At 43.9% G+C, this 20305-nt stretch carries 16 protein-coding genes; 7 read left to right on the top strand and 9 right to left on the bottom strand.

What is annotated here, in order from left to right; all coding sequences use genetic code 11:
• Positions 1-178 precede the first annotated feature (178 nt).
• Complete coding sequence (locus tag F6K46_RS12110) at positions 179-334, bottom strand: hypothetical protein (RefSeq protein WP_293057528.1); 156 nt, start codon at positions 332-334, stop codon at positions 179-181.
• Between the two features lie 286 nt (positions 335-620).
• The gene (locus tag F6K46_RS12105) at positions 621-2156 is read right to left on the bottom strand and encodes an S-layer homology domain-containing protein (RefSeq protein WP_293057531.1); all 1536 of its coding nucleotides are present in this window, start codon (positions 2154-2156) and stop codon (positions 621-623) included.
• Positions 2157-2320: 164 nt separating this feature from the next.
• Between F6K46_RS12105 and lepB the strand changes: the two genes are divergently transcribed.
• Complete coding sequence (gene lepB, locus F6K46_RS12100) at positions 2321-2953, top strand: signal peptidase I (RefSeq protein WP_293057534.1); 633 nt, start codon at positions 2321-2323, stop codon at positions 2951-2953.
• A gap of 897 nt (positions 2954-3850) precedes the next feature.
• Positions 3851-4675, top strand: a complete 825-nt coding sequence (locus F6K46_RS12095; protein ID WP_293057537.1) for a PEP-CTERM sorting domain-containing protein — start codon at positions 3851-3853, stop codon at positions 4673-4675.
• 66 nt (positions 4676-4741) lie between these two features.
• On the opposite strand, the gene F6K46_RS12090 is transcribed toward F6K46_RS12095, so the two are convergent.
• On the bottom strand, positions 4742-7471 hold the full coding sequence (locus F6K46_RS12090; RefSeq protein ID WP_293057540.1) for a DUF3536 domain-containing protein: 2730 nt from the start codon (positions 7469-7471) through the stop codon (positions 4742-4744).
• Between the two features lie 632 nt (positions 7472-8103).
• Here F6K46_RS12090 and cax point away from each other — a divergent pair.
• Entirely contained in the window at positions 8104-9222 is a 1119-nt protein-coding gene (gene cax, locus F6K46_RS12085) for a calcium/proton exchanger (RefSeq protein ID WP_075896615.1), read from the top strand.
• 329 nt (positions 9223-9551) lie between these two features.
• Entirely contained in the window at positions 9552-10745 is a 1194-nt protein-coding gene (locus F6K46_RS12080; RefSeq protein WP_293057544.1) for a serine/threonine-protein kinase, read from the top strand.
• A 90-nt stretch (positions 10746-10835) separates the two neighbouring features.
• Here F6K46_RS12080 and F6K46_RS12075 read toward each other — a convergent pair whose 3' ends face one another.
• Entirely contained in the window at positions 10836-13091 is a 2256-nt protein-coding gene (locus F6K46_RS12075; RefSeq protein WP_366510707.1) for a recombinase family protein, read from the bottom strand.
• A 345-nt stretch (positions 13092-13436) separates the two neighbouring features.
• On the opposite strand from F6K46_RS12075, the gene F6K46_RS12070 reads away from it, so the two are divergent.
• Complete coding sequence (locus F6K46_RS12070; RefSeq protein ID WP_293057548.1) at positions 13437-14513, top strand: RRXRR domain-containing protein; 1077 nt, start codon at positions 13437-13439, stop codon at positions 14511-14513.
• Between the two features lie 19 nt (positions 14514-14532).
• The gene (locus F6K46_RS12065; protein WP_293057551.1) at positions 14533-15924 is read left to right on the top strand and encodes a proton extrusion protein PcxA; all 1392 of its coding nucleotides are present in this window, start codon (positions 14533-14535) and stop codon (positions 15922-15924) included.
• Between the two features lie 20 nt (positions 15925-15944).
• Here F6K46_RS12065 and F6K46_RS12060 read toward each other — a convergent pair whose 3' ends face one another.
• From F6K46_RS12060 to F6K46_RS12040, 5 genes are all read right to left on the bottom strand, one after another.
• The gene (locus tag F6K46_RS12060) at positions 15945-16211 is read right to left on the bottom strand and encodes a hypothetical protein (RefSeq protein WP_143727459.1); all 267 of its coding nucleotides are present in this window, start codon (positions 16209-16211) and stop codon (positions 15945-15947) included.
• Between the two features lie 282 nt (positions 16212-16493).
• Positions 16494-17051, bottom strand: coding sequence for an ElyC/SanA/YdcF family protein (locus tag F6K46_RS12055; protein ID WP_293057554.1), 558 nt, complete (start codon positions 17049-17051; stop codon positions 16494-16496).
• A 680-nt stretch (positions 17052-17731) separates the two neighbouring features.
• Complete coding sequence (locus F6K46_RS12050; RefSeq protein ID WP_293057557.1) at positions 17732-17884, bottom strand: hypothetical protein; 153 nt, start codon at positions 17882-17884, stop codon at positions 17732-17734.
• On the bottom strand, positions 17856-18509 hold the full coding sequence (locus F6K46_RS12045; protein WP_075896629.1) for a DUF2301 domain-containing membrane protein: 654 nt from the start codon (positions 18507-18509) through the stop codon (positions 17856-17858). The genes F6K46_RS12050 and F6K46_RS12045 overlap by 29 nt, the downstream gene beginning before the upstream one ends.
• Before the next feature lie 36 nt (positions 18510-18545).
• Entirely contained in the window at positions 18546-19337 is a 792-nt protein-coding gene (locus F6K46_RS12040) for an SAM-dependent chlorinase/fluorinase (protein ID WP_293057562.1), read from the bottom strand.
• A 315-nt stretch (positions 19338-19652) separates the two neighbouring features.
• On the opposite strand from F6K46_RS12040, the gene F6K46_RS12035 reads away from it, so the two are divergent.
• Entirely contained in the window at positions 19653-20297 is a 645-nt protein-coding gene (locus tag F6K46_RS12035) for a DUF1361 domain-containing protein (protein ID WP_366510708.1), read from the top strand.
• Positions 20298-20305: the final 8 nt, after the last annotated feature.

Raw genomic sequence — 20305 nt, 5'->3', positions numbered from 1 at the left:
GGGGTTAGGCATAGCCTAGTTGTGAAGAGTGTAATCGGATGAGCTGAGCATCGAGTGGGTCAGCGGTTCATCCTTCTGTTTCACCATTATCCGCAGCTGCTCAAGCATTTCTACCGCGCTGCACTAGACCAATCACCAGTAATTACTAACCAATCACAATACCTGTTAGTAATTGTGATTAAGCACAACTATAGCGGTTTTCAATTTGGTGAGGTACAGAGTTTCTGGTTTTAGGGAACAGGGAATAGGGAACAGGGAACAGGGAAGAGAAACCCACCCCTAACCCCTCCCAGGAGGGGAAGAGGGAACAGGGCAAAAAGTCTATGTACCTCATTAGGCTAAAAACCGCTATAAAAGCTGTTTTAAAGTGTTTTTTAGTGAGCATTCAGCCGTCAGCCGTAGGCTACGCTACTTGAGGTGCTTATTTTATTCAAAAGCACCGATTGCGCTAAGGGCACGCTGCGCGAACAGTAGCACCTCAAGTAGCCCATAAGCTGATAGCTGATAACTTATAGCTGATAACTGATAGCTGAATGCTGATAGCTGAATGCTGATAGCACCTCAAGTAGCGTGCGCGTAGCGCATATGCTTACGTTTTTTATGCACCTAATTTTATGCACCTAATTCGATGGCGTAGCTTTTGGTGCCCCTGATGGCTGACTGGTTTGAGGCTTAAGAAACAATGCTTCTTTGGCAGATTGCCCTTCACCCTGAGAACCGAAATACCAAAGCGCTGCTGCTGCTTCAGCACGGGTGACTGGTTTTTTAGGCTGAAACAATATTGTATAACCAAACACTCGGCGAATATTTGCCAAATCGCCATTTCGGAAATCAGCTAAGACGGCTCGCAATGCTTTCGGGTCAATTTCGGCGGTATCTTTGAAGCCCCAAGTTTCTTTCACTGCTTCAATAGAGGCTTTGGGCAAGGCTTTACGAGTATCGAGAGGCACTTTCCACAACATCAGTTTTTCCCTAGTCAAGGGTGCATTTGGACGAAACAATACTGCGGTAGAATCGCCACTGAGGGGACTAGGAATTAATCCAGCATCAGCTAATCCCTGAATATAGGGAAAATCAGGATCGGTACGAGGCACATCCTGAAATGCAGGTTGAGTAGTGTTGGATGCTAAACGGATTTGCAATCCTGGACGATTGGCATAGATCCGATTATTGGCATCCATCAGCCAACGGGCATACTGACGGCGGCTTATGGTTTGATTGGGGGCAAACTGAGTACCTTGACTATCAGCATTGGTCTTTGGATTAGCCGTGTCTGGGGTTAAGACTCCCAATTTTGCCAAATCTGCCACATACTTACGCAAATCTCGGGGGACTTTATCCAAGTCAGTCAATTTCTCTGGTTTTCCTGACCTGACCTGAGCTGGCTTACTGGCAACCTCAGAGGGTTGCGTTGGTTTCTGAGATGGTTGTGGTTTCTGGGATGGTTGTGGTTTCTGAGCTTGTGTGGGTTTCTGAGCTTGTGTGGGTTTCTGGGATGGTTGTGGTTTCTGAGCTTGTGTGGGTTTTTCAGCTTGTGTTGGTTTCTGGGATGGTTGTGGTTTCTCAGCTTTGGTATCCTTACCATCCCGGACGTACTGAATATCAAATGTAGTCACACTGCTGTTGGTAGCAACCGCTGGGGGCTTTGATGAGGAGGCAGCGGTGGATTTGCCAGTAGTGGCACCAGAAGGAATGGAAAGGGTAACGTCCAAGTCATTACGACGGACGATGAATGTGCCACCATCTTGATCCTCTGGCTGGTCGAGGACTTCCCAGCCTCCCGACTCAAAGGTCTTTTGGTAAAAGTTCTGAATTAAATTAATTGGGTCAGGGGATGACCAAATCGTCAACTTACCTGGACCAGCAGCATCTTTGAGGGGTTCCACTTGTTCCAAGGTTGCTTGTTGATAACGGGGAATCTCAGTGGGGAAGTCTTCTGGCAACGGTACTGACTTCGGTTTCTGGGGAGTAGTTTGAGGCTTATTTGGAGATGGCCCACCCAAGTTTTTGGGTGGGTTATCCTTCAGTGTGGGGTCTGCTCCCAAAGACCGCTGCAAAGCGTCACCTAGGTTAGTGTTGGCGCAGGCACTCAACAAACCCAGAAGACAAACCGCTAAACTCGCACGTAGGACAGAGTGTGGAAACAGCACGGGCATTGTCCAACAACAGTACTTACCTCCTAAACTAACGCAAATTCACAAAAGGGCAATCAAGCGTGTTATCCTGGCTGAGTTGCCAAACTAGGAAAGATGTTTAGGGAAAGGGCGAGGTCACAATACCCAGTATTGTCAATTTAAATGTCTGTAAATTTAAATCTTGTATGGATGCACAGAAAAAGAAATTAGCAGCACCGAGTGAATCTTCTGAATCTGTTCAGGAGCAGCAAGCAGATGCTCAGAGTCAACAATCGGACAAGGGTGGCACGCCATTTTGGAAGCAAGTACAGGAAAATTTCCAAATTATTGCGATCGCACTAGCCTTAGCTCTATTGATTCGAGTATTTGTGGCAGAACCTCGCTACATTCCCTCGGATTCCATGTACCCGACTTTGGGAGTAGGCGATCGCTTAGTGGTGGAAAAAATCTCTTACCGTTTCCATACCCCAAAAGCCGGTGACATTATTGTGTTTGAAATACCGCCACAATTACAAATTTTGGGTTACTCAAAAGACCAAGCTTTCATCAAGCGGGTGATTGGCACATCCGGTGATACGGTTCAAGTCAAAGATGGCAAAGTTTATCGCAACGGTACTCCTCTAGACGAGGACTACATTGCCCAACCTCCCAGTTATCAGATGGGACTGGTGCAGGTGCCAGAAAATTACTTGTTTGTGATGGGAGACAACCGCAACAATAGCAACGATTCCCATGTTTGGGGTTTTCTAGGTAAAGACAAAGTCATTGGTCGTGCCTGTTTCCGTTTTTGGCCCTTTAGTGAACTTGGTTCGATCTGAACTTCGCCCTTCAACATCTCGGTAAATTTTCGGTTAATATCAAGCTCCTTGGTATCGTGATCACATCCCCAAGTGGGTAATGGGTAATGGGTAATGGGTAATGGGTAATGAGTAGCCAGTAATTACAATGACCAATTACCCATTACTAATATTAAGCTTGTGTGAACTTAAGCCCTCTACGGATTTCGGAAATTACTATAAGTTTAACTAATCAATTTTCATACTTACGCCTGATGCGAATTGGATGCTCAACGTATATAATTTAGCTCAACTAACGATGCTCGCTGTTCAAGCTGATTTTTTAAAGCCTTGAGATCACAAGGCTAACTTTAATCAACATCAGGGCTTACTTTCTAAGAGGTTGTCTGAGAAGTATCATTTGCTACATCCAAGCCCCCTAAATCCCCCAAAATTGGGGGACTTTTAGAAGCAAATTGACTCTTGTTCCCCCCAAATTTGGGGGGCTAGGGGGGCAAAATTCAGTATCAAAAAACTTTTCAGATATCCTCTAAGTAAGCGCTATAGTTAAGTCTTAAAGTTTAGCAACAATTTATCAATAGTTAATACTTAGTATAAGCAAAATTTATAACTCAATAAAATAAGGATTTTGTGAATCATACCGATTCCTAGTTTCCGAGAGAGAAAAATCTAGTTAAATTTAATGAATATAAACATAAGCAAAAGGTAAATAATTTTCTCTTTTGTAGGTTTCCCGATCTTACTTGGGAGTATCTGACTGATCTCAAGTCCGGTAGCATCAGTATTGTCTAAAACAAGAGTAATCAAGGAAAAAGGGCAAAAAAAAGCCGACTATAAACCAGGGAATCAAACGGACTTGATATCAAATTTCAGAGTAAGGTCACTGTCTACATCTAAGAGTTGCAGCATAAAACTATCATGAAAAAATTACCAATAGCTATAGCTGGGGCAGTGGTTTTTAGCCTAGGAACAATCGGAACAGCCCAGGCGGCATCATTCCTCTCTACTGCCAATGGAGAAGTTGGAAAAATCGATACCTCAACTGGAAAATTCACACCATTAAACAGCAACGATATCCCCTTTTTTGATATAGCTTTATCCAATAGTGGTGAGCTATTTGGTGTCACTCCCAGCGCTTTGTATAGTATTGATAAAAGCACAGGCTTATCCTCCCTAATTGGCTACCTTTTTGCGTTTATAAATGCTTTAGGGTTTTCTGATGATGATGATAAAGTCCTTTACGGCGCTGGAGATGATAGTTTTTATACTATTGATACCTCTAGTGGGGCTGCATCATTAGTGGCCAAAATTCCTAACTTCAACAGCAGTGGCGACATAGCATTCGATTCTGTAAATAATCAATTTTTTGCCACATCACTCTCTGTTGATGGCAGCTCTGACATTTTGTTCTCTATCGCTAATGACGGTACAGCTAGTGAAATTGGTAGTATCGGCTTTAGCGATATATTTGGCTTATTCTTTGAAAATGGAACGTTGTTCGGTTACACAGCTGATGGACAACAGATCACCATCGATCCAACCACAGGAGCAGGTACTTTTAGTCAAAATGTCGCCTTCGCGGGTATTAATAGGATCTATGGAGCAGCAGGTTTTTCTAGCATTAATGTTTTTGAACCGATGTCGTTTGTTCCTAGCACTACTGTTCCTGAACCGATGTCGGTGCTAAGTCTGCTAGCAGTAGGAGCCTTTGGTGCGGGTGTGCTCTCTAAGCACAAACCGTAATAGCAACGGTATAGTTAACCGCTATAGTTAACTGTTGAGGATTCACGGTAACCAACCTATACTCTCCTATCCTGGTGAGGGTAGCTTGGTGATCCAAGCACTGAGATCCACTGCTAAGGTTTGACCCAAATTGAGTAGGGGGCTTGGGGAAACTGAAGTACTAAAAGAAGTGCTACAGGTACACATTTTACATAGCCAAGGATAGCTGCCATTGCTATCACTATCTTTACTATCTTTCTTTAAATCTTGGCTTTGGATCAGCTGAGGCAAAAATTGGTTATGGAAGTACTCCAAGTAAAGTTCTTGGCAACGATCTAAGGATAAGCTGAGATTGAGCTGATTGCCTAGATCAATCATTTTCTCTAGCCGTTGAATATCAACTTCCATGTCCTCTGGGTTACTATCGTAAAGAATTTGCCAGAGCGTACGCAAAATTAACTTTTCTAAGGTTTGCTTGACTTCTATGCTATTCAACTGACAGTGGAGATGATTTGCTGCTGTTGCGATCGCTTCTAACTCTGCCAACCTACTCCATACCACCTGCTGATCACTGCTATCACTATCTAATGCCCTAATCACAGTAATACACTGATTGGATATAGCAATTTCTGCTGCTACTTGCAACTCCTTGGGAACAGATAACCCACCCTGATGGAAAGCGATCAAGGCTCTATAATTATCCCGATAAACCTCGGTATAGAGCTGATCCAAACGGGTCAAGGTTTCCTGGCTCAACAGCTGCATAATCCGGTGTCGTTCTTCAGCAAACAGATGCTGCCAATTAAAATGTTGCTGCCCAAACAGCTGATTCATTACCAAAATTGTGTGGGCTGCACTGCCTTGGTCTAGGGCATTAAATAATGTGTCCAACCGCTGGCGGTAGCCTCGACATTCAGCAAGGGGTTGAATACAGCAGTGGAAGTCCCAACCACCTAGGTATAGCAAGGCAAACACAAAATCACCACTTGCCCTAGTGATCTCAGAAGCCAATTGTAACTGTCCCACAGCTAGGGTTAATGCCCCGATTCGTTTTAGCTGGTAATATTGCTGATGGGCATAGTAACAGTAGATTTTGTCTTTTTGGGAATACTTCTTAAATAGGGAACTAATGGCGTAGTCTGCTACTACTTGCTTCCAGCTAACCTGGGCTGACACCACTAGTTGCTGATAAATCTGGTCACCAGTTTTAAAGCATCCCACATTACTGGGTGCTAGAGCAAGGCGTTGGATAAATTCTTCTTCCAGTTGAACTTTAGCAACATCACCAGCTAACTGGATAGCACGGGCAGCATAGCGCAGAATCTGAACCCCTTCTAGACGAGAGATTTCCTCAAAAAACCAACCACAACTGGTATACATCAGCAGAGCATGATGCTGCATTTCCAGCAGTCGTAAGGCATCCACTTGTTCGGCGGTCGTCAGTGGGTGAGTACTATGACGCTCCAGAAAACTGTCTACATTGGCTGGGGAACGGTTCCGAATCACTTGGATATACTCATCCCGCGCTAGCCAAGGGTCCTGGAAGAATTGGCTACCACTGTCTTGATATACCTGAATCAATTCATCCCGTAACCAATCCATGGCATTTCGCAGGGGACGACGCCACATTTGGTGCCACTTCCCGTCACCACCACAGCCACAATCATCTTGCCAACGGTCAACCCCATGGGAGCAACTCCAGGCTGTTACTGGCTTCAGTACCACTTCCCAAGTGGGGGGATTAAAGCTAAGGTAGTGGGCAAAGTTGGTTACTGTCCAGTTGCGCTGGGGAAACTCATGGGTAAAAGCGTAGGCAATACACTTCTCAGTGCCTGTTTTGTGATGGCCAAAGGTTTCTCCATCCGTTGCCACAGCAATCAACTGGGCACTGCGATGATTCCCACGTACTGCTTGACCCAAACGCTTGGCAAAGTGTTCAGTGCTGCTGAGTAAATCATTGAAGCCCATATCTCTGGAGATTGGGCCATCATAGAAAAAGATATCAATAAATTTGCCATTTTTGAGGAAGCAACGGTAAGGGCGAGTAGGGTCAATCTGAGCACCTCCCACTTCCTGCCATGGAGAATTACTATTGTGTTCACTGGTGTGTTCACTGGTGTGTTCACTGGGAATTGGGCGGCAACGTTGAGCTTGGGAAGGGGCTAGGATAATAAACCGAATATCTTCTGCTACCAGTGCTTCCAAGGTGGGATAGTCTACTGCCGTTTCCGCCAGCCACATCCCTTCGGGTTCACGACCAAAGCGGGAACGGAAGTCCGCTTTTCCCCAACGGATTTGGGTGTATTTGTCCCGTTCATTGGCTAAGGGAAGGATGATGTGGTTGTAAACTTGAGCGATCGCATTCCCATGACCATTTAAGCGTACGCAACTCTTCTTGTCCGCTTCCAGAATCCGCTGATACACTTCGAGATCGTAATCTTCCAGCCATGACATTAAGGTTGGACCAATATTGAAGCTCAAATAGTCATAGTTGTTGACAATATCTATCACTTCCCCTTGGTCATTTAATACCCTGGCAAAGGCATTGGGGCGGTAGCACTCATAGTAAATCCGTTCGTTCCAGTCATGAAACGGAGCAGCAGTAGGCTGACGCTCAATGGTATCTAGATCAGGGTTTTCCCGAGGCGGTTGGTAGAAATGACCATGGATAGTAATATAGACACCGGTGGCCGTATCTAGGGAGTCATTGTTGAGCGTCGAGTAGTGTTTTATCTTGGCAGTGGACTTAGCAGTGGACTTTATTTCCTCAGCTTGTAAAACTAGCAGTTCAGCTACTGAAGTCATGGGAATATGCATTCAAAAAAACAGCAAGACAGCTAACCCAACCCCAGAACGTAATGTTTGGGGCCCGGCAGCGAATACCCTTGAGCAAACTTATACTGGTTTGGCAGTAACGAACAAAAGTAGCGGATAGTTAGGACAAACGTTAAATGCTTAACACAATTATTAATGCAACTGCAAGGTTTAATTCAAGTAATTCTAATCAGTTTATGGAAATTGCGGTAATCTTATCAATCTTAACCAGATCATAGCAAATTTCTATGGTTAAAAAATATACCCTAGGACTGATGCGCTTGAGAAATCGTTGAGTATCGAAAAGCTTTATTGAGCACACCAGCTACAGCGTAAGCTACTTGACTATCTAATTTATCTCTCTAAGTTGATCAGCTAACACGCATCCAAATTTAATCTTTTCATGTTATGAAAGAAACCGTCAAACCATCCGCCCATCTCCCTATCTCCCCATCTCCCCATCTCCTCATCTCCCCATCAGTCTCAACCCAAAAATTAAGTGCGTGACAGCTTAGGGGCGTGACAGCTTAGGGAGACGGGGGGATGGCAAGAGGGATTGACCAAGCCCGTTTCGATACTGCCCTAGTCCCCCAAACTAAATAGAATAGTAAATCTCTTGAGGTAAAGAAACCTAGATGCTCACCAAAAACCAAATTTTGTCAATTTTCCTACTGTTTATTCCCATTTCAGTAGCCGCTGAATTTCTAGAGTGGAACTCGGCGGTTATTTTCATTACCTCTTGCTTAGCAATTATTCCTTTAGCAGCATGGATGGGAACAGCCACAGAAGAAATCGCTGTGGTGCTCGGTCCAAACCTAGGAGGGTTATTAAATGCCACCTTTGGCAACGCTACAGAATTAATCATTGCCCTAATTGCCCTGAATGCTGGGTTAGTAGAAGTGGTTAAAGCCACCATCACTGGCTCCATCATCGGTAACCTACTCCTAGTGATGGGATTTGCGATGCTGCTGGGTGGATTGCGTTACAAAGAACAGGAGTTTCAGCCCATTGTGGCGCGGGTGAATGCCTCTTCAATGAACCTAGCAGTGATTGCCATGTTGCTACCAACAGCAATGGATACCACATCCATTGGTATTCCTCAATCTACATTACAACAGCTTTCAGTAGCAGTTGCCCTAGTTTTAATTCTGGTTTATGGGCTAACTTTATTATTTTCCATGAAAACCCACACCTATCTATTTGATGTGGGAATCGCGGAAATGGAGTTAGAAGAAACAGAGGAGGGTGAAATTGCCAGTTCCGAATCTAAACATCTGCCTAATATCTGGTTGTGGGTGGGAGTCTTGGTAGTGGTTACCCTGCTAGTGGCTCTAGAGTCAGAACTTGTGGTGGATAGCTTGGAATCTGCCACATCACAGTTAGGACTAACAGCGCTGTTTACCGGAGTAATTTTACTGCCCGTAATTGGTAATGCAGCAGAACACGCCACTGCGGTAACTGTCGCAATGAAGAATAAGATGGATCTCTCAGTTTCCGTAGCCGTAGGGTCTAGTCTGCAAATTGCCCTATTTGTTGCGCCAGTGTTAGTTTTGGCTGGGTGGTTTATGGGTCAGCCGATGGATTTGGATTTTAATCCCTTTGAATTGGTAGCAGTAGCCGTAGCTGTGTTGATTACTAATTCGATTAGTTCTGATGGTAAGTCAAACTGGCTCGAAGGAGTGTTGCTATTAGCAGCTTATGTGGTATTGGGACTAGCGTTTTACTTCCATCCAGTGGTTGAAGGATTGGGTTGAGTTAACACTTAGTGTGTAGAGTTTGATGCATGAAGGTGATGATAAACAAAGCAATGCTCGCCCGGTCGTGGCTACGGGAACGCAAATTTCAAGTGAATAAACTTGTCATCATCTCTGTCATCCCCAGAAAATCTGGATATATTAGAGCTAGAGGGGTCTAATGTCAAATACAAATCGGTTTGATTCGTAAGACAAATTGATTGGTAAGAAAAATCATGATCTAATCCACCCCTTTAGCCTTTGCCCTTTGCCCTTCATCCACCCATCTAGCTTGAGATTAACCGAGCACGCTGATGGGATGGATGAGCCACTGAGGACATTAAGCCGAGATGCTGGAAGCCGAACAGATATTACATGAGCGCTATCAACTCAAGCAACAACTGGGACATAATGCTGGACGTCAAACTTGGCTAGCTGATGATATAGGAGTGTCACCTCCAGAATTGGTAGTTGTTAAACTGCTGGCATTTGGTGGTGACGTTAATTGGGACGATTTAAAACTCTTTGAGCGAGAAGCACAGGTACTTAAACAGCTCAATCATCCCCGTATTCCCAAGTATCATGATTATTTTAACATTGATGACCGAGTACTCTGGTTTGGCTTGGTACACAACTATATACCTGGCTCCTCCCTCAAGGAACAACTAAATCAAGGTAAACGATTTACAGAAGGGGAAGTGCGCCAAATCGCTGTGGATGTGCTGAAAATTCTTGAATTTCTCCATCAGCTCAATCCAGCCGTACTACACCGAGATATTAAGCCTAGCAATCTAATTTTAGGGGATGATGGGCAGATTTATGTCATCGATTTCGGGTCAGTACAGGATCGGGCTTCCCAAGAGGGCGCGACATTTACGGTAGTGGGAACCTATGGTTACGCCCCCATGGAACAGTTTGGTGGTAGGGCAGTACCAGCATCGGATTTGTATGGCTTAGGGGCGACGTTGATTCATTTGCTCACCGGGACTGCACCTGCTGACTTGCCCCAGCGGAATTTGCGCATTTGCTTTAAAGACCAAGTCAACCTCAGTGCTAACCTGATCAGCTGGATTCAGAAGCTGACAGAACCAGCTCCAGAGCAACGTTTCAAAAGTGCGTCTGAGGCAATTCTAGCCCTAGAGTTGGGCATGACACTTAATACTCCCAAAAGCAACAAACTGAGCAGACCCACCCCAGTCAAATTTGTGAATAATTCAGGTCAAGGGGGTGTATTGGATGATCGAGTACCGGTACCAGATGAAATCAAAGGCTGGAACTGGGGAGCTTTTTTGATACCTTGGTTTTGGCCTATGACGAATAATGTTTGGATTGGACTGATAGCATGGGTGCCTCAATTGGGTTGGTTTATGGCGATCGCGCTCGGTGCCAAGGGCAATGAATGGGCTTGGAAAAGTCGTCGCTGGCGGAGTATTGAACACTTCAAAGCTCACCAAAGAGGCTGGGCAATCGTGGGGATTCTCTTGGGCTTACCAGTGAGCGTGATGTTGTGGATATTTGTCTTGGGCTTGATCTCCAGTTTTTAATACGGAAAGGATCTAGCTTGCCCCTTCGCGCTGGGAAAAGTAGAACTCAAACATGACAATACTTCTAGCAAAATTAGACCATTGGAATTGTCAAGAAACAGCAGTATGTATCAAAGATAATAACGGACCATTCTGCTCTGTGCCACTAACCGCTAATTCGCTATGACACAAGTAAACCCGCTCTGTAACTCTACCGAATAAATCTCGCAAAATCCGCTCTAATCGCTGTTGATCAGCTTGGACTTTATCTTCCTCTGTCCAAGGACGTCCAGACCATTCCTTTAGAAATAGATGAGCTCCGAAAAGGGTAGCTGCACCACCACTGAGCCAGAGGGAAGAACCTGCATCTAACCAAAAGTGCCAACGGTGGCAGCGGCGAGCGGCACGGTATTGGAAAATAGTAGCAAGGGTGACGGCATTGGTAGCTGTGGGTAGGCGGCGGACGGGATAGGGATTAGCAGTAACGGTGCCACGACGTAGCATCAGAATGAATTGGGCGATAGTTTGGGTGGAACGCTGACGATTAGACGGTTGTTGGTTCGTTTGGCTCGAGTCATTCACCTTCAACTCTTTCCCCAGGCGTCCATTCACTTCCCAGTAGTGTTGAGCGGTTTCCATCAGTTCCCGCAGTGCTGCTAGCTGGTCATAGGCAAGATTAGAGCCATGCCACAAAAATTTCTGAATGGCGCGGTCGAAAACTACCAAGCACGAAGGAATCAGACCCTGTTGTTGTTGCTCGCGCTGTAGTTCTAACCATTGGAAAATCTCTGAGTAGGCAGTTGTTGCCTGATGCCCTAACCTATCCCAGCGAGGAAACGACTCCACTGGTAATAGGCGAGGTTGCTCAGGATCAGGAGCATAGCAGTGATCCGCTAATAAACCAGCACGGACAGGATCAATTAGGGTTGCCGGTTGCAGATTTGAACTCTCAACCTTCAACCTTTCAACCTTCAACCTTTCAACATTCAACCTTTCAACATTCAACCTTTCAACATTCAACCTTTCAACATTCAACCTTTCACCCTTCAACTCCTGCACTTGTGGTTGGCTACTGAGTACTACCAGCATTTGTGCGATCGCATCTCGATTCACTAACCGTCCCAAGCCAGGATACACTAGCGCTAGTAGGGTTAGTAATCCCTGAACCATCGGTGAGCTAATTAATGGGCGCTGGTCATTGAGGGGTTCGACAGCAATGCCTTGGTTAGTCAGGATTTCTGTTAAGGTGTAGCGTGCGATCGCATCTAGACCTGGAGCAATGATCGCTATTTCACCAGGCTGCACTTGCCCAGACTTCACCGCTTGACTAATCACCCCAGCCGTTTGCTGCAACAGTTGAGCACGGGAGGTGGTTTGAATCGATTGGATAGACTCAGGTAGACCCTCAATAAACATGGAATTAGTAATTAATTCCACTACTGTGTTTGCCAATTCAACCGGCATTGCATCAATAGATAAATCCGGTAAGATTTCCACCAAGCAACGGGATGCCAAATCCGCTAGATAATTCGGGTCAGCATTAAGTCCCAAGCGTACCTGTCCATTAGGATTAAAGCTAAAAGCTCCTACAGCCCCTTGATTGAGTAGAGTCTCAAATAAATCCCGAGCGATCGCAGGATAGTCATCCACATCATCCGCCAGCACTGCCTGATAGCGCTGCTGTAAATACTGCTGATAAGTGGGGTCTGGCAACAAATACCGCCAATACAGTTCAGCAATAATCCCGTAGGTTAATAATCCCCTTTCTAGACACCAGCTTCGCCACTCTAGCAACAGATTTCCCACCGTTGACCAAAGTTCCGGGTTTCCTTCCTCCTCTGGAATCCCGACCGTTAACATGTGGGGAATGTCTTCAACAGGTATCCCACTCACTGCTGCTAATTGTAACAAGTCCAGGAGCCGACGCACTCTAGTGTAATCATTCCCCCCTGGCAGTTGTAGTAGATCATTATCCAGGTCAGTACGCCAGTGCTGGGTGGCTAAGTCCTGCTCAGTCTCAGGACGCAATCGCAACGGAAACTGTGCCTTGATATCCAATCGCCCAATTAACAAGGGCCAAAATAGCATTACCTCATCTTGGAAAAAACCTAAAGGTGTCTTGGAAAGTACTGGATACCGTCCCCGGATTACCTCTGTCAGCCGATCTGCAAACTGACGCCGATTATCGTCATTAGCAGCAAACACTAAAATTCCTGGGGCTTTTGAGGGGGTTCGTTGATATCTTGAACTCGACTTTGGGTTTGACCAATCCAGTCCTCCTTCAACCCATTGGTAAAACTGACTGACAAGGCGAGTTGTTTTGCCAGTGCGAGTTGAGCCAATGATCCACAGTGAATTTTGAACCACGAAATTTTTCTTTAGGTAATTTGTTATCATACCACATGAACTAGGATGTAAGAGTTCTAGGAATAATTAGGTGCAAGAATGCACCCCTTAGATGTTCAGAGTATGAACCTAAAGAATTGAGTCAATAACCCCACCCTATAGAGGGATGGGGCTTGCATAAACAATCAATTATGCGTGTTTGACTAGACCATTTGAGCCGAGTTTTGGTACGAACGTTTGAATACTTCCCCAGTTCAAACCTCTTTAAAATTGTGTTGTCAGTTGCTGTTGGACAGGACATCTTAAATTCGGTGGTCGAGGGGACGAGTTGTCAACTCAAATACTTTTCTCGTGAGGTTTATCACCATGTTACGAGTTCCAGTTATTTCTCCCGATGGGAGACCATTAATGCCAACTAAAGCCTCTCGTGCTCGACGTTGGATTAATAAAGGTTTAGCTGTTGTTTACCAAAACGACCTAAATGTTTTTGCTGTTCAGTTAGTCAACAAACCGTCTGGAGAAGAAACTCAGGACATTGCTGTTGGTGTTGACCCTGGAAAACGGTTTTCTGGTATTGCTGTTCAGTCAAATAAGACTACTCTTTGGACAGGGCATTTAGTGTTGCCCTACAAGAAAGTTCGTGATCGCATGGATACTCGACGAATGATGCGAAGAACTCGTAGAAGTCGTCGAATAAACCGTAAAGTATGTTACTCGCAAAGGTCTCATAGACAAAAACGATTCTCGAACAGAAGAGAAAAAAAAGTTCCTCCTTCAATTCGAGCTAATCGTCAGCTAGAACAACGGGTAATCAAAGAGCTTAGCCTTTTGTATCCATTAAGAGTCATTGTCTACGAAGTAGTCAAAGCAAGAGGTAGTAAAGGATTTTCTCCTGTGATGGTAGGTCAATATTGGTCAATATCTCAGTTAGAGAGAATAGCTCCAGTTATTCAAAAACAAGGCTGGGAGACTGCCCTTAAAAGGGAGGCTCTAGGACTGGTCAAGGACAAGGCTGACAAAAGTAGGCTTTCAGTTAACACTCATGCAGTAGATGGGATTGCTTTGGCTGCTACCCATTTCTTCCGGCGCAAAAACTATTATCACAGCAACGGTAAGCTAAGTGTCCCAAGAAACTGTGACGTGACTGATGCTACTTTTTATGTTATAAAACGTGCCCCCATAAGCCGCCGTCAATTACATTTGTTGCAGTTTTATAAAGGTGGAAAACGGCGCAAATACGGCGGTACAACTACTAGCCATGGTTTTCGTAAAGGAGACTATGTTGAAGCTGTCAAGGCTGGGAAACAAGCACGAGGTTGGGTAAGCGGCGAAACAGCAAGACAGGTTTCCGTTAGCGATATCAACTGGAAGCGAATCGGACAATTCACTGCCCGGAAAGTCCGACTATTAAAACGTTCGACGGGCTTAATTGTAAACCACTAATTGGAGGCGCGAAGATTTGATGAATCTTCAAACAATCTTACGCACAGCTAGACAATGGTTCTTCAATACACCAGAGAGAGCCTTGGATCAGGCATACAAAGCGGCACTAAAAATTAAAGCGATTGAAGATGAATATTTTGGAGGTCAAAAAATCTCCGCCGATACCAGTCAATATAGTAACAGCGTCATTGCCTATTTTGAAGCAGAAGTTAATAAATATATAAAGACTATAAACGTTAGACTAGTAGAATTTAAAACCAGTCGTTATGTCATAATAAATCCTGAATTAACCGGATCTAATCCTATTGAAAGTAGTCAACAACAAGCTAGGGAAAATTCTCAGTTATCTGAGTCAATCGACCTCAGCGATCAGCAGTCAATAATTATTGAAAAATTAAATTTTATTGATGAAATTATCAACAAGTATGCTCCACCAAAACCAGAAACAAACACCGCAGCATTGATTCCCATAAACCAAAAGCCAGATAATCAGATTACTAACGCCAGTCCAAGACAGGTTATCAAGCAAAATTCCAATCTTCGAGAAGCTGCTTATTTGGAATCAGACAACAATTCATCTCGAAATAATCAAGGAGCTAACTCCAAGAAAATCACCGATAAAACCGGTGTATTACCTAGGTCAATCGTAGGAACAGTCAAAAGAATTCAGCAGGAACTCGATCCACGAGCTGAAGATAAAGTTGTCAAAACCTTTCGTCGGTCTCAACGTAAAACCGTAATCTCTATTAAATTTATCCTAATTTTAACTATTGTTCCTATTTTAACTCAGCAAATTTCTAAAACGTTTTTAGTTAGTCCCATAGTTGATCACTTTAGAAGTAGCCAGGAATCAGCTATTTTTTTAAATTATGAAATGGAAGAAGAAGCTCTGGTAGAGTTAAAAAAATTTGAAGAAGAACTCCACTTTAGAAGCTTACTGGGGTTTACTCCTAAACTATCTGAGGAGGAGATGGAAGAAGAAATTAAGCATAAAGCTAACGAACTGGCAGAAGACTATCATAATCAAGGATCCAATGCCATTAAAAATATTTTTGCTGACATTATAGCTCTAGTTAGTTTTGCCTTAGTTATCATGAACAGCAAACGAGATGTAATTATTTTAAAATCGTTTATGGATGATATTATCTATGGGCTTAGTGATAGTGCCAAAGCGTTTATAATTATTTTGTTTACCGATATATTTGTAGGATTCCACTCTCCTCACGGTTGGGAAATAATCCTAGAAGCCCTATCCCGACATTTAGGAATACCAGAAAGTCGAGAGTTTATATTTTTGTTTATTGCCACATTTCCAGTTATCTTGGATTCAGTGATAAAATATTGGATTTTCCGCTATCTGAATCGGATATCTCCTTCAGCAGTAGCTACCTATCGCACCATGAATGAATAAGAATGGCTTTACCGTACTTTTTAGGCTAAATAAACAGTCTGTAAGAGGGAACGGGGAACAGCGATGCAGCGCGGTCTTGGGGAGGCAGCGCGGTCTTGGGGAGGCAGTGCGGTCTTGGGGGTTTCCCCCATGAGCAACTGCCGTGGTTCCCCCCATGAGCGACTGCCGTGGTTTCCCCCATGAGCGACTACATCAAGACGGGAACAGGGAATAGTGGTAAGAGGCGGTATTCTAAAAATTTTGTTACTTGAAGAGCATAATTTTTCTGTCTTGATACAGTCACTCATGGGGGTTTAGCTAAAGACCGCTTAGGTGCGCTTGACCCGTAATTAAATTCGCCACGGGTCGCACCTCTGTATCGCTTGTACAATCAGCTTTATAATTTTTTTAATTGGAAATTTAGTATAAACAGTATTGAATAAGCCTAATAATATAGCCGTAAAACTAAAGCTTAAGACATGTTTATTTTCCCTATTCCCTATTCCCTATTCCCTACTCCCTACTCCCTACTCCCTACTCCCTACTCCCTACTCCCTCACCCAATTTAAATATAGCAATTTTGGCAATATTCAAACTTTCAAACTTACAACTTGAGCATAGAGATAAGCGATTGTTTCAGACATGATTGACCGCACTCCTTGACTAGAAACCCACCACTGTTTTGGTTCATAGTCAAGGGAATTAGCAGCTATTGCTCCAACTTTAATCTCAGGACCAAGAACTTGCTTAAATAGCATCCAACTTCTGCGAGTATGAACATCAAACGAATAAAGATTAATCGATTTTATTGATTCATCAGACGTTAATAGCCACTCCCGTAACGCCTGAACCGATGCTAAGGTACGATTGACAGTAACATCTGGTGCTGGAACAGCAACTAATTTATCTGGCTCAAAACCCAGTGCAATAAACGTTGCCGCAGTCAATTCAGCATAGCTTTTATACTGTGACAGATAATATCCTTTACGCAGAGGAAGGCCAGTGGTGATTATTTTTTGATAATTACCCCGATCAAATTCTTCCATGGCACCTTTTAAGGCATAGTCCGGTAGCCATCCTTCTACTACTAAAGCATCAGCGTTAATGGGAGAAGTAATGGATAAAAATGGGTGGATATGAGTTAACATAAAGAGACTAAACGTAATAATCAAAAAAATATTCACAAACCATCCTTTAACCGTTAAACCCCACTGTTTTCGCCTACATACTAAACGCATGATTGGGACTTTTTATGAAAAATTATCTCGTCAATAGTCACTAGTCATTAGTAACCACAAATAAATGATATTGTGGTCACTAATGTATGGTATAGCCTACGGTAGAGAAAACCGTGGTCACCTAATCACTGATGACTAAGAATTACTGATGACTAGTAACGTCTAGAGCATCTTACTTTTCTAGTACTTACCAATCAAAGTCCCATCTGTCCGGATTATTTTAAAAAGGATTCTATTCAGTCCGCTTGCTTCCTTCGTTTATAGTCTTATTTTTTGATAATTGACTAATGACTAGCAGCTTATTAATTCTCTACAGGTTTGTAAGCATTCAGCCGTCAGCTGTCAGCCGTCAGCTGTCAGCCGTCAGGTTAAAATAAACCTCCTTCGCGTAGCGTGTGCCTATGCCCAATGCGCAATGGGCAAACAGGAGAATTTAATAGTTCGAGATTAATGAAAATTGGAGTAAGCATTCAGCAGTCAGCGGTCAGTGCTCAGTGCTCAGTGCTCAGCGTTCAGCGTTCAGCGGTCAGCGGTCAGCTTATTTTACTCAAAAGCTGTTCGGTGTAGCTTGGCCTACGGCCAATGGCACCTCAAGTAGCACCATCTGTAGCGCTAATCGCTGACCGCTGATAGCTGATAACTGATAGCTGATAGCTGATAACTGATCGCTGTTCGCGTAGCGTGCGCGTAGCGCAATCGCTGATCGCTGAATGCTTACACAGGCTTCTTTTTGAGATACTCAAAAACCGACTTATCACCAATATCAGGTGGAATCGGTTGCAATACTTTACGCAGGGCAAACACCATAAACAAAACCGCCCAGAGTCCTAACAGAATCATCTCCCAATCTGTAGACCAAAATCCAACGATATGTCCTAGTAGCAGCATAGGGACTAGGGGAGTTAGGAATTTAGTTTCCAAGCGATTAAAGCAAAATGCTTCCTTGAAATAAATTCCGGTTAACGCTGCAAAGGTAAAACCAATTCCGAATAGAGAAATAGGATGGTTATAAATGTATAGAGCAAGGGGCTCATTGCTGGAAAAGGCCAGTACAATGGAGGAAATGCAACCGATGCCCCAAAAGATTTGTAGTAGGCGGTGCAGGGGAGCTAGATAAATATGAATGGTGACTAAGCTAACCCCTAGGGCAAGGCAGAATAAGCCATAAAGAGGAGTCAGGACATTTAAAATACTTGGGCTAGCTCCCCGCAATAGAATTAAATTACTCGCGATCGCAAAGCTCAAGGCTGCTACCACTAAGCCAGCGCGGTAGATAACTACGCCAATGCGATCGCTTTCGGTAATGGTAAATTCGCCAAACTGACCTTGGTAAACTACCGGTTCAGATGGTTGTAGTGATGTGGTCATAATATCCTAGAAAGGAACTCGGTACTCATTAACATTCTAATTTTTAATGCTTAATTCCACTGTATCTCCCCAATCCAGCTCTAATTGAGACTTAGCACTCCCACCGTTAACAGCGATTTCCACCCAACCATGACTACCAATTAGGGCAACGAACTCTCCAAGTTGGCAATTGCTATAGGTTTGAGTATGGGGGATAATGCGATCGCTTATCTTAACCGACCAAGTTTTGCCATCAACCTCAGCCCCTGGGATATTGGTGATTAAATTGCCAAAATGGTCAACATATTGGATAGAACCAATAATCCCATCATCGGTTAGTGTTTTTGTTGGTATATCTAGCGTTACCAAAGTGTTTGGGTCAATTACCTCTCCCAAGCTTTCGATTGCTAAGCCACTAGCCAAGTGAGCTGCAACACTAGCAAAGATATCTCGACCATGAAACGTAGTGCTAGGATTTCTAGTGCGCCAGTAGGCTGAGTTGCTTAGCTCAACTGCTGCCATGACTGGGTATTGCTCCAAAACTCCACTGAATAGCCCATTATCTGGACCAACCAAGAAACCCTGTGAAAGTTGGATAGCGATCGCTCTTCGGTGACTGCCGACTCCTGGATCAACCACCGCCACATGAACTGTCCCAGCTGGAAAGCAGGGATAGGCATTGATCAAATTAAACCGAGCAGCAGCTAGGTTTTGAGGGGGGATTTGGTGAGTCAGGTCTACTATAGTCAAAGTTGGGTTAACTTGGGCAATGACACCCTTCATCACACCCACATAAACATCTTGTAAGCCAAAATCACTCAGGAGAGTAATAATCCGATTGTCAGGCATTGTTATCTCAAATCCAGTTGACTGATGATCATATCCCTTCTCGGGTAATCGGTAATCGCTCATGAGCCAGAATTGTTATGAGCTTCAAAGGCTTCCAACTTTAAACCTTAAACTTTCAACTTTCAACTTTCAACTTTCAACTTTCAAGCGTCAACCGTCAACCGCTGATTAAGGCTGAAGTATGAAGATATGAAAGCTAAAGCTGAAAGCTATCTCAAGCTGAAAGGTCAAGACTGAACGGATGAGTTAGGATAAGGATTAAATTGAATACCACTTAATAAGGCTAATCTACCGTAGAGCAAAGGTTCACTAATCATGTCTATGGACACATTACTGACAGAGGTATGGAAAGCTTGGCATAGCCACAATGGCTGGATGGCTTGGAATTTGTTTCTAGCATCAATACCATTAGCTCTAAGTTTTTGGCTATTCCGCAGTAAATCTGGCTTACACTCCGGATTATGGTGGATAGGTTTAGCAGTTTTTATCCTATTTTTGCCCAATGCGCCCTATTTGCTCACCGATGTAATTCATCTAATTCAAGCCATTCGCAGAAATTACTCAGTATGGACAATTACTCTAGTTGTTATTCCCCAACATCTGCTAGTTATCCTAACCGGTTTTGAAGCTTACGTTCTATCTGTGATTAACCTAGGTGAGTATTTGCAGCAGCGAAGGTTAGGAAAGTTGATATTTTCAGCTGAGTTAATTACTCATGCTCTGTGCGCCTTTGGTATTTATTTAGGACGATTCCAACGGTTCAACAGCTGGGACTTAGTTGCTCAACCCAGTAGCTTAGCCAAGGGCATGATTCATGATTTAACCTCTAAAGGTCCACTACTAGTAATGGCCGTAACATTCGTGGTGCTGACTGTATTTTACTGGATGATGAAGCAAATAACCTTAGGAATTATGATCAGAATGCGCCACCAACGTTCTGGCAGCGCAGCTTCTGGATAACAGATTCC

The sequence above is a fragment of the Moorena sp. SIO3E8 genome (assembly GCF_010692445.1).
GTDB classification, from domain to species: Bacteria; Cyanobacteriota; Cyanobacteriia; order Cyanobacteriales; family Coleofasciculaceae; genus Moorena; species Moorena bouillonii.
Note: the sequence above shows the minus strand (reverse complement) of the source record. Positions and strands in the feature narration are given on the sequence as shown.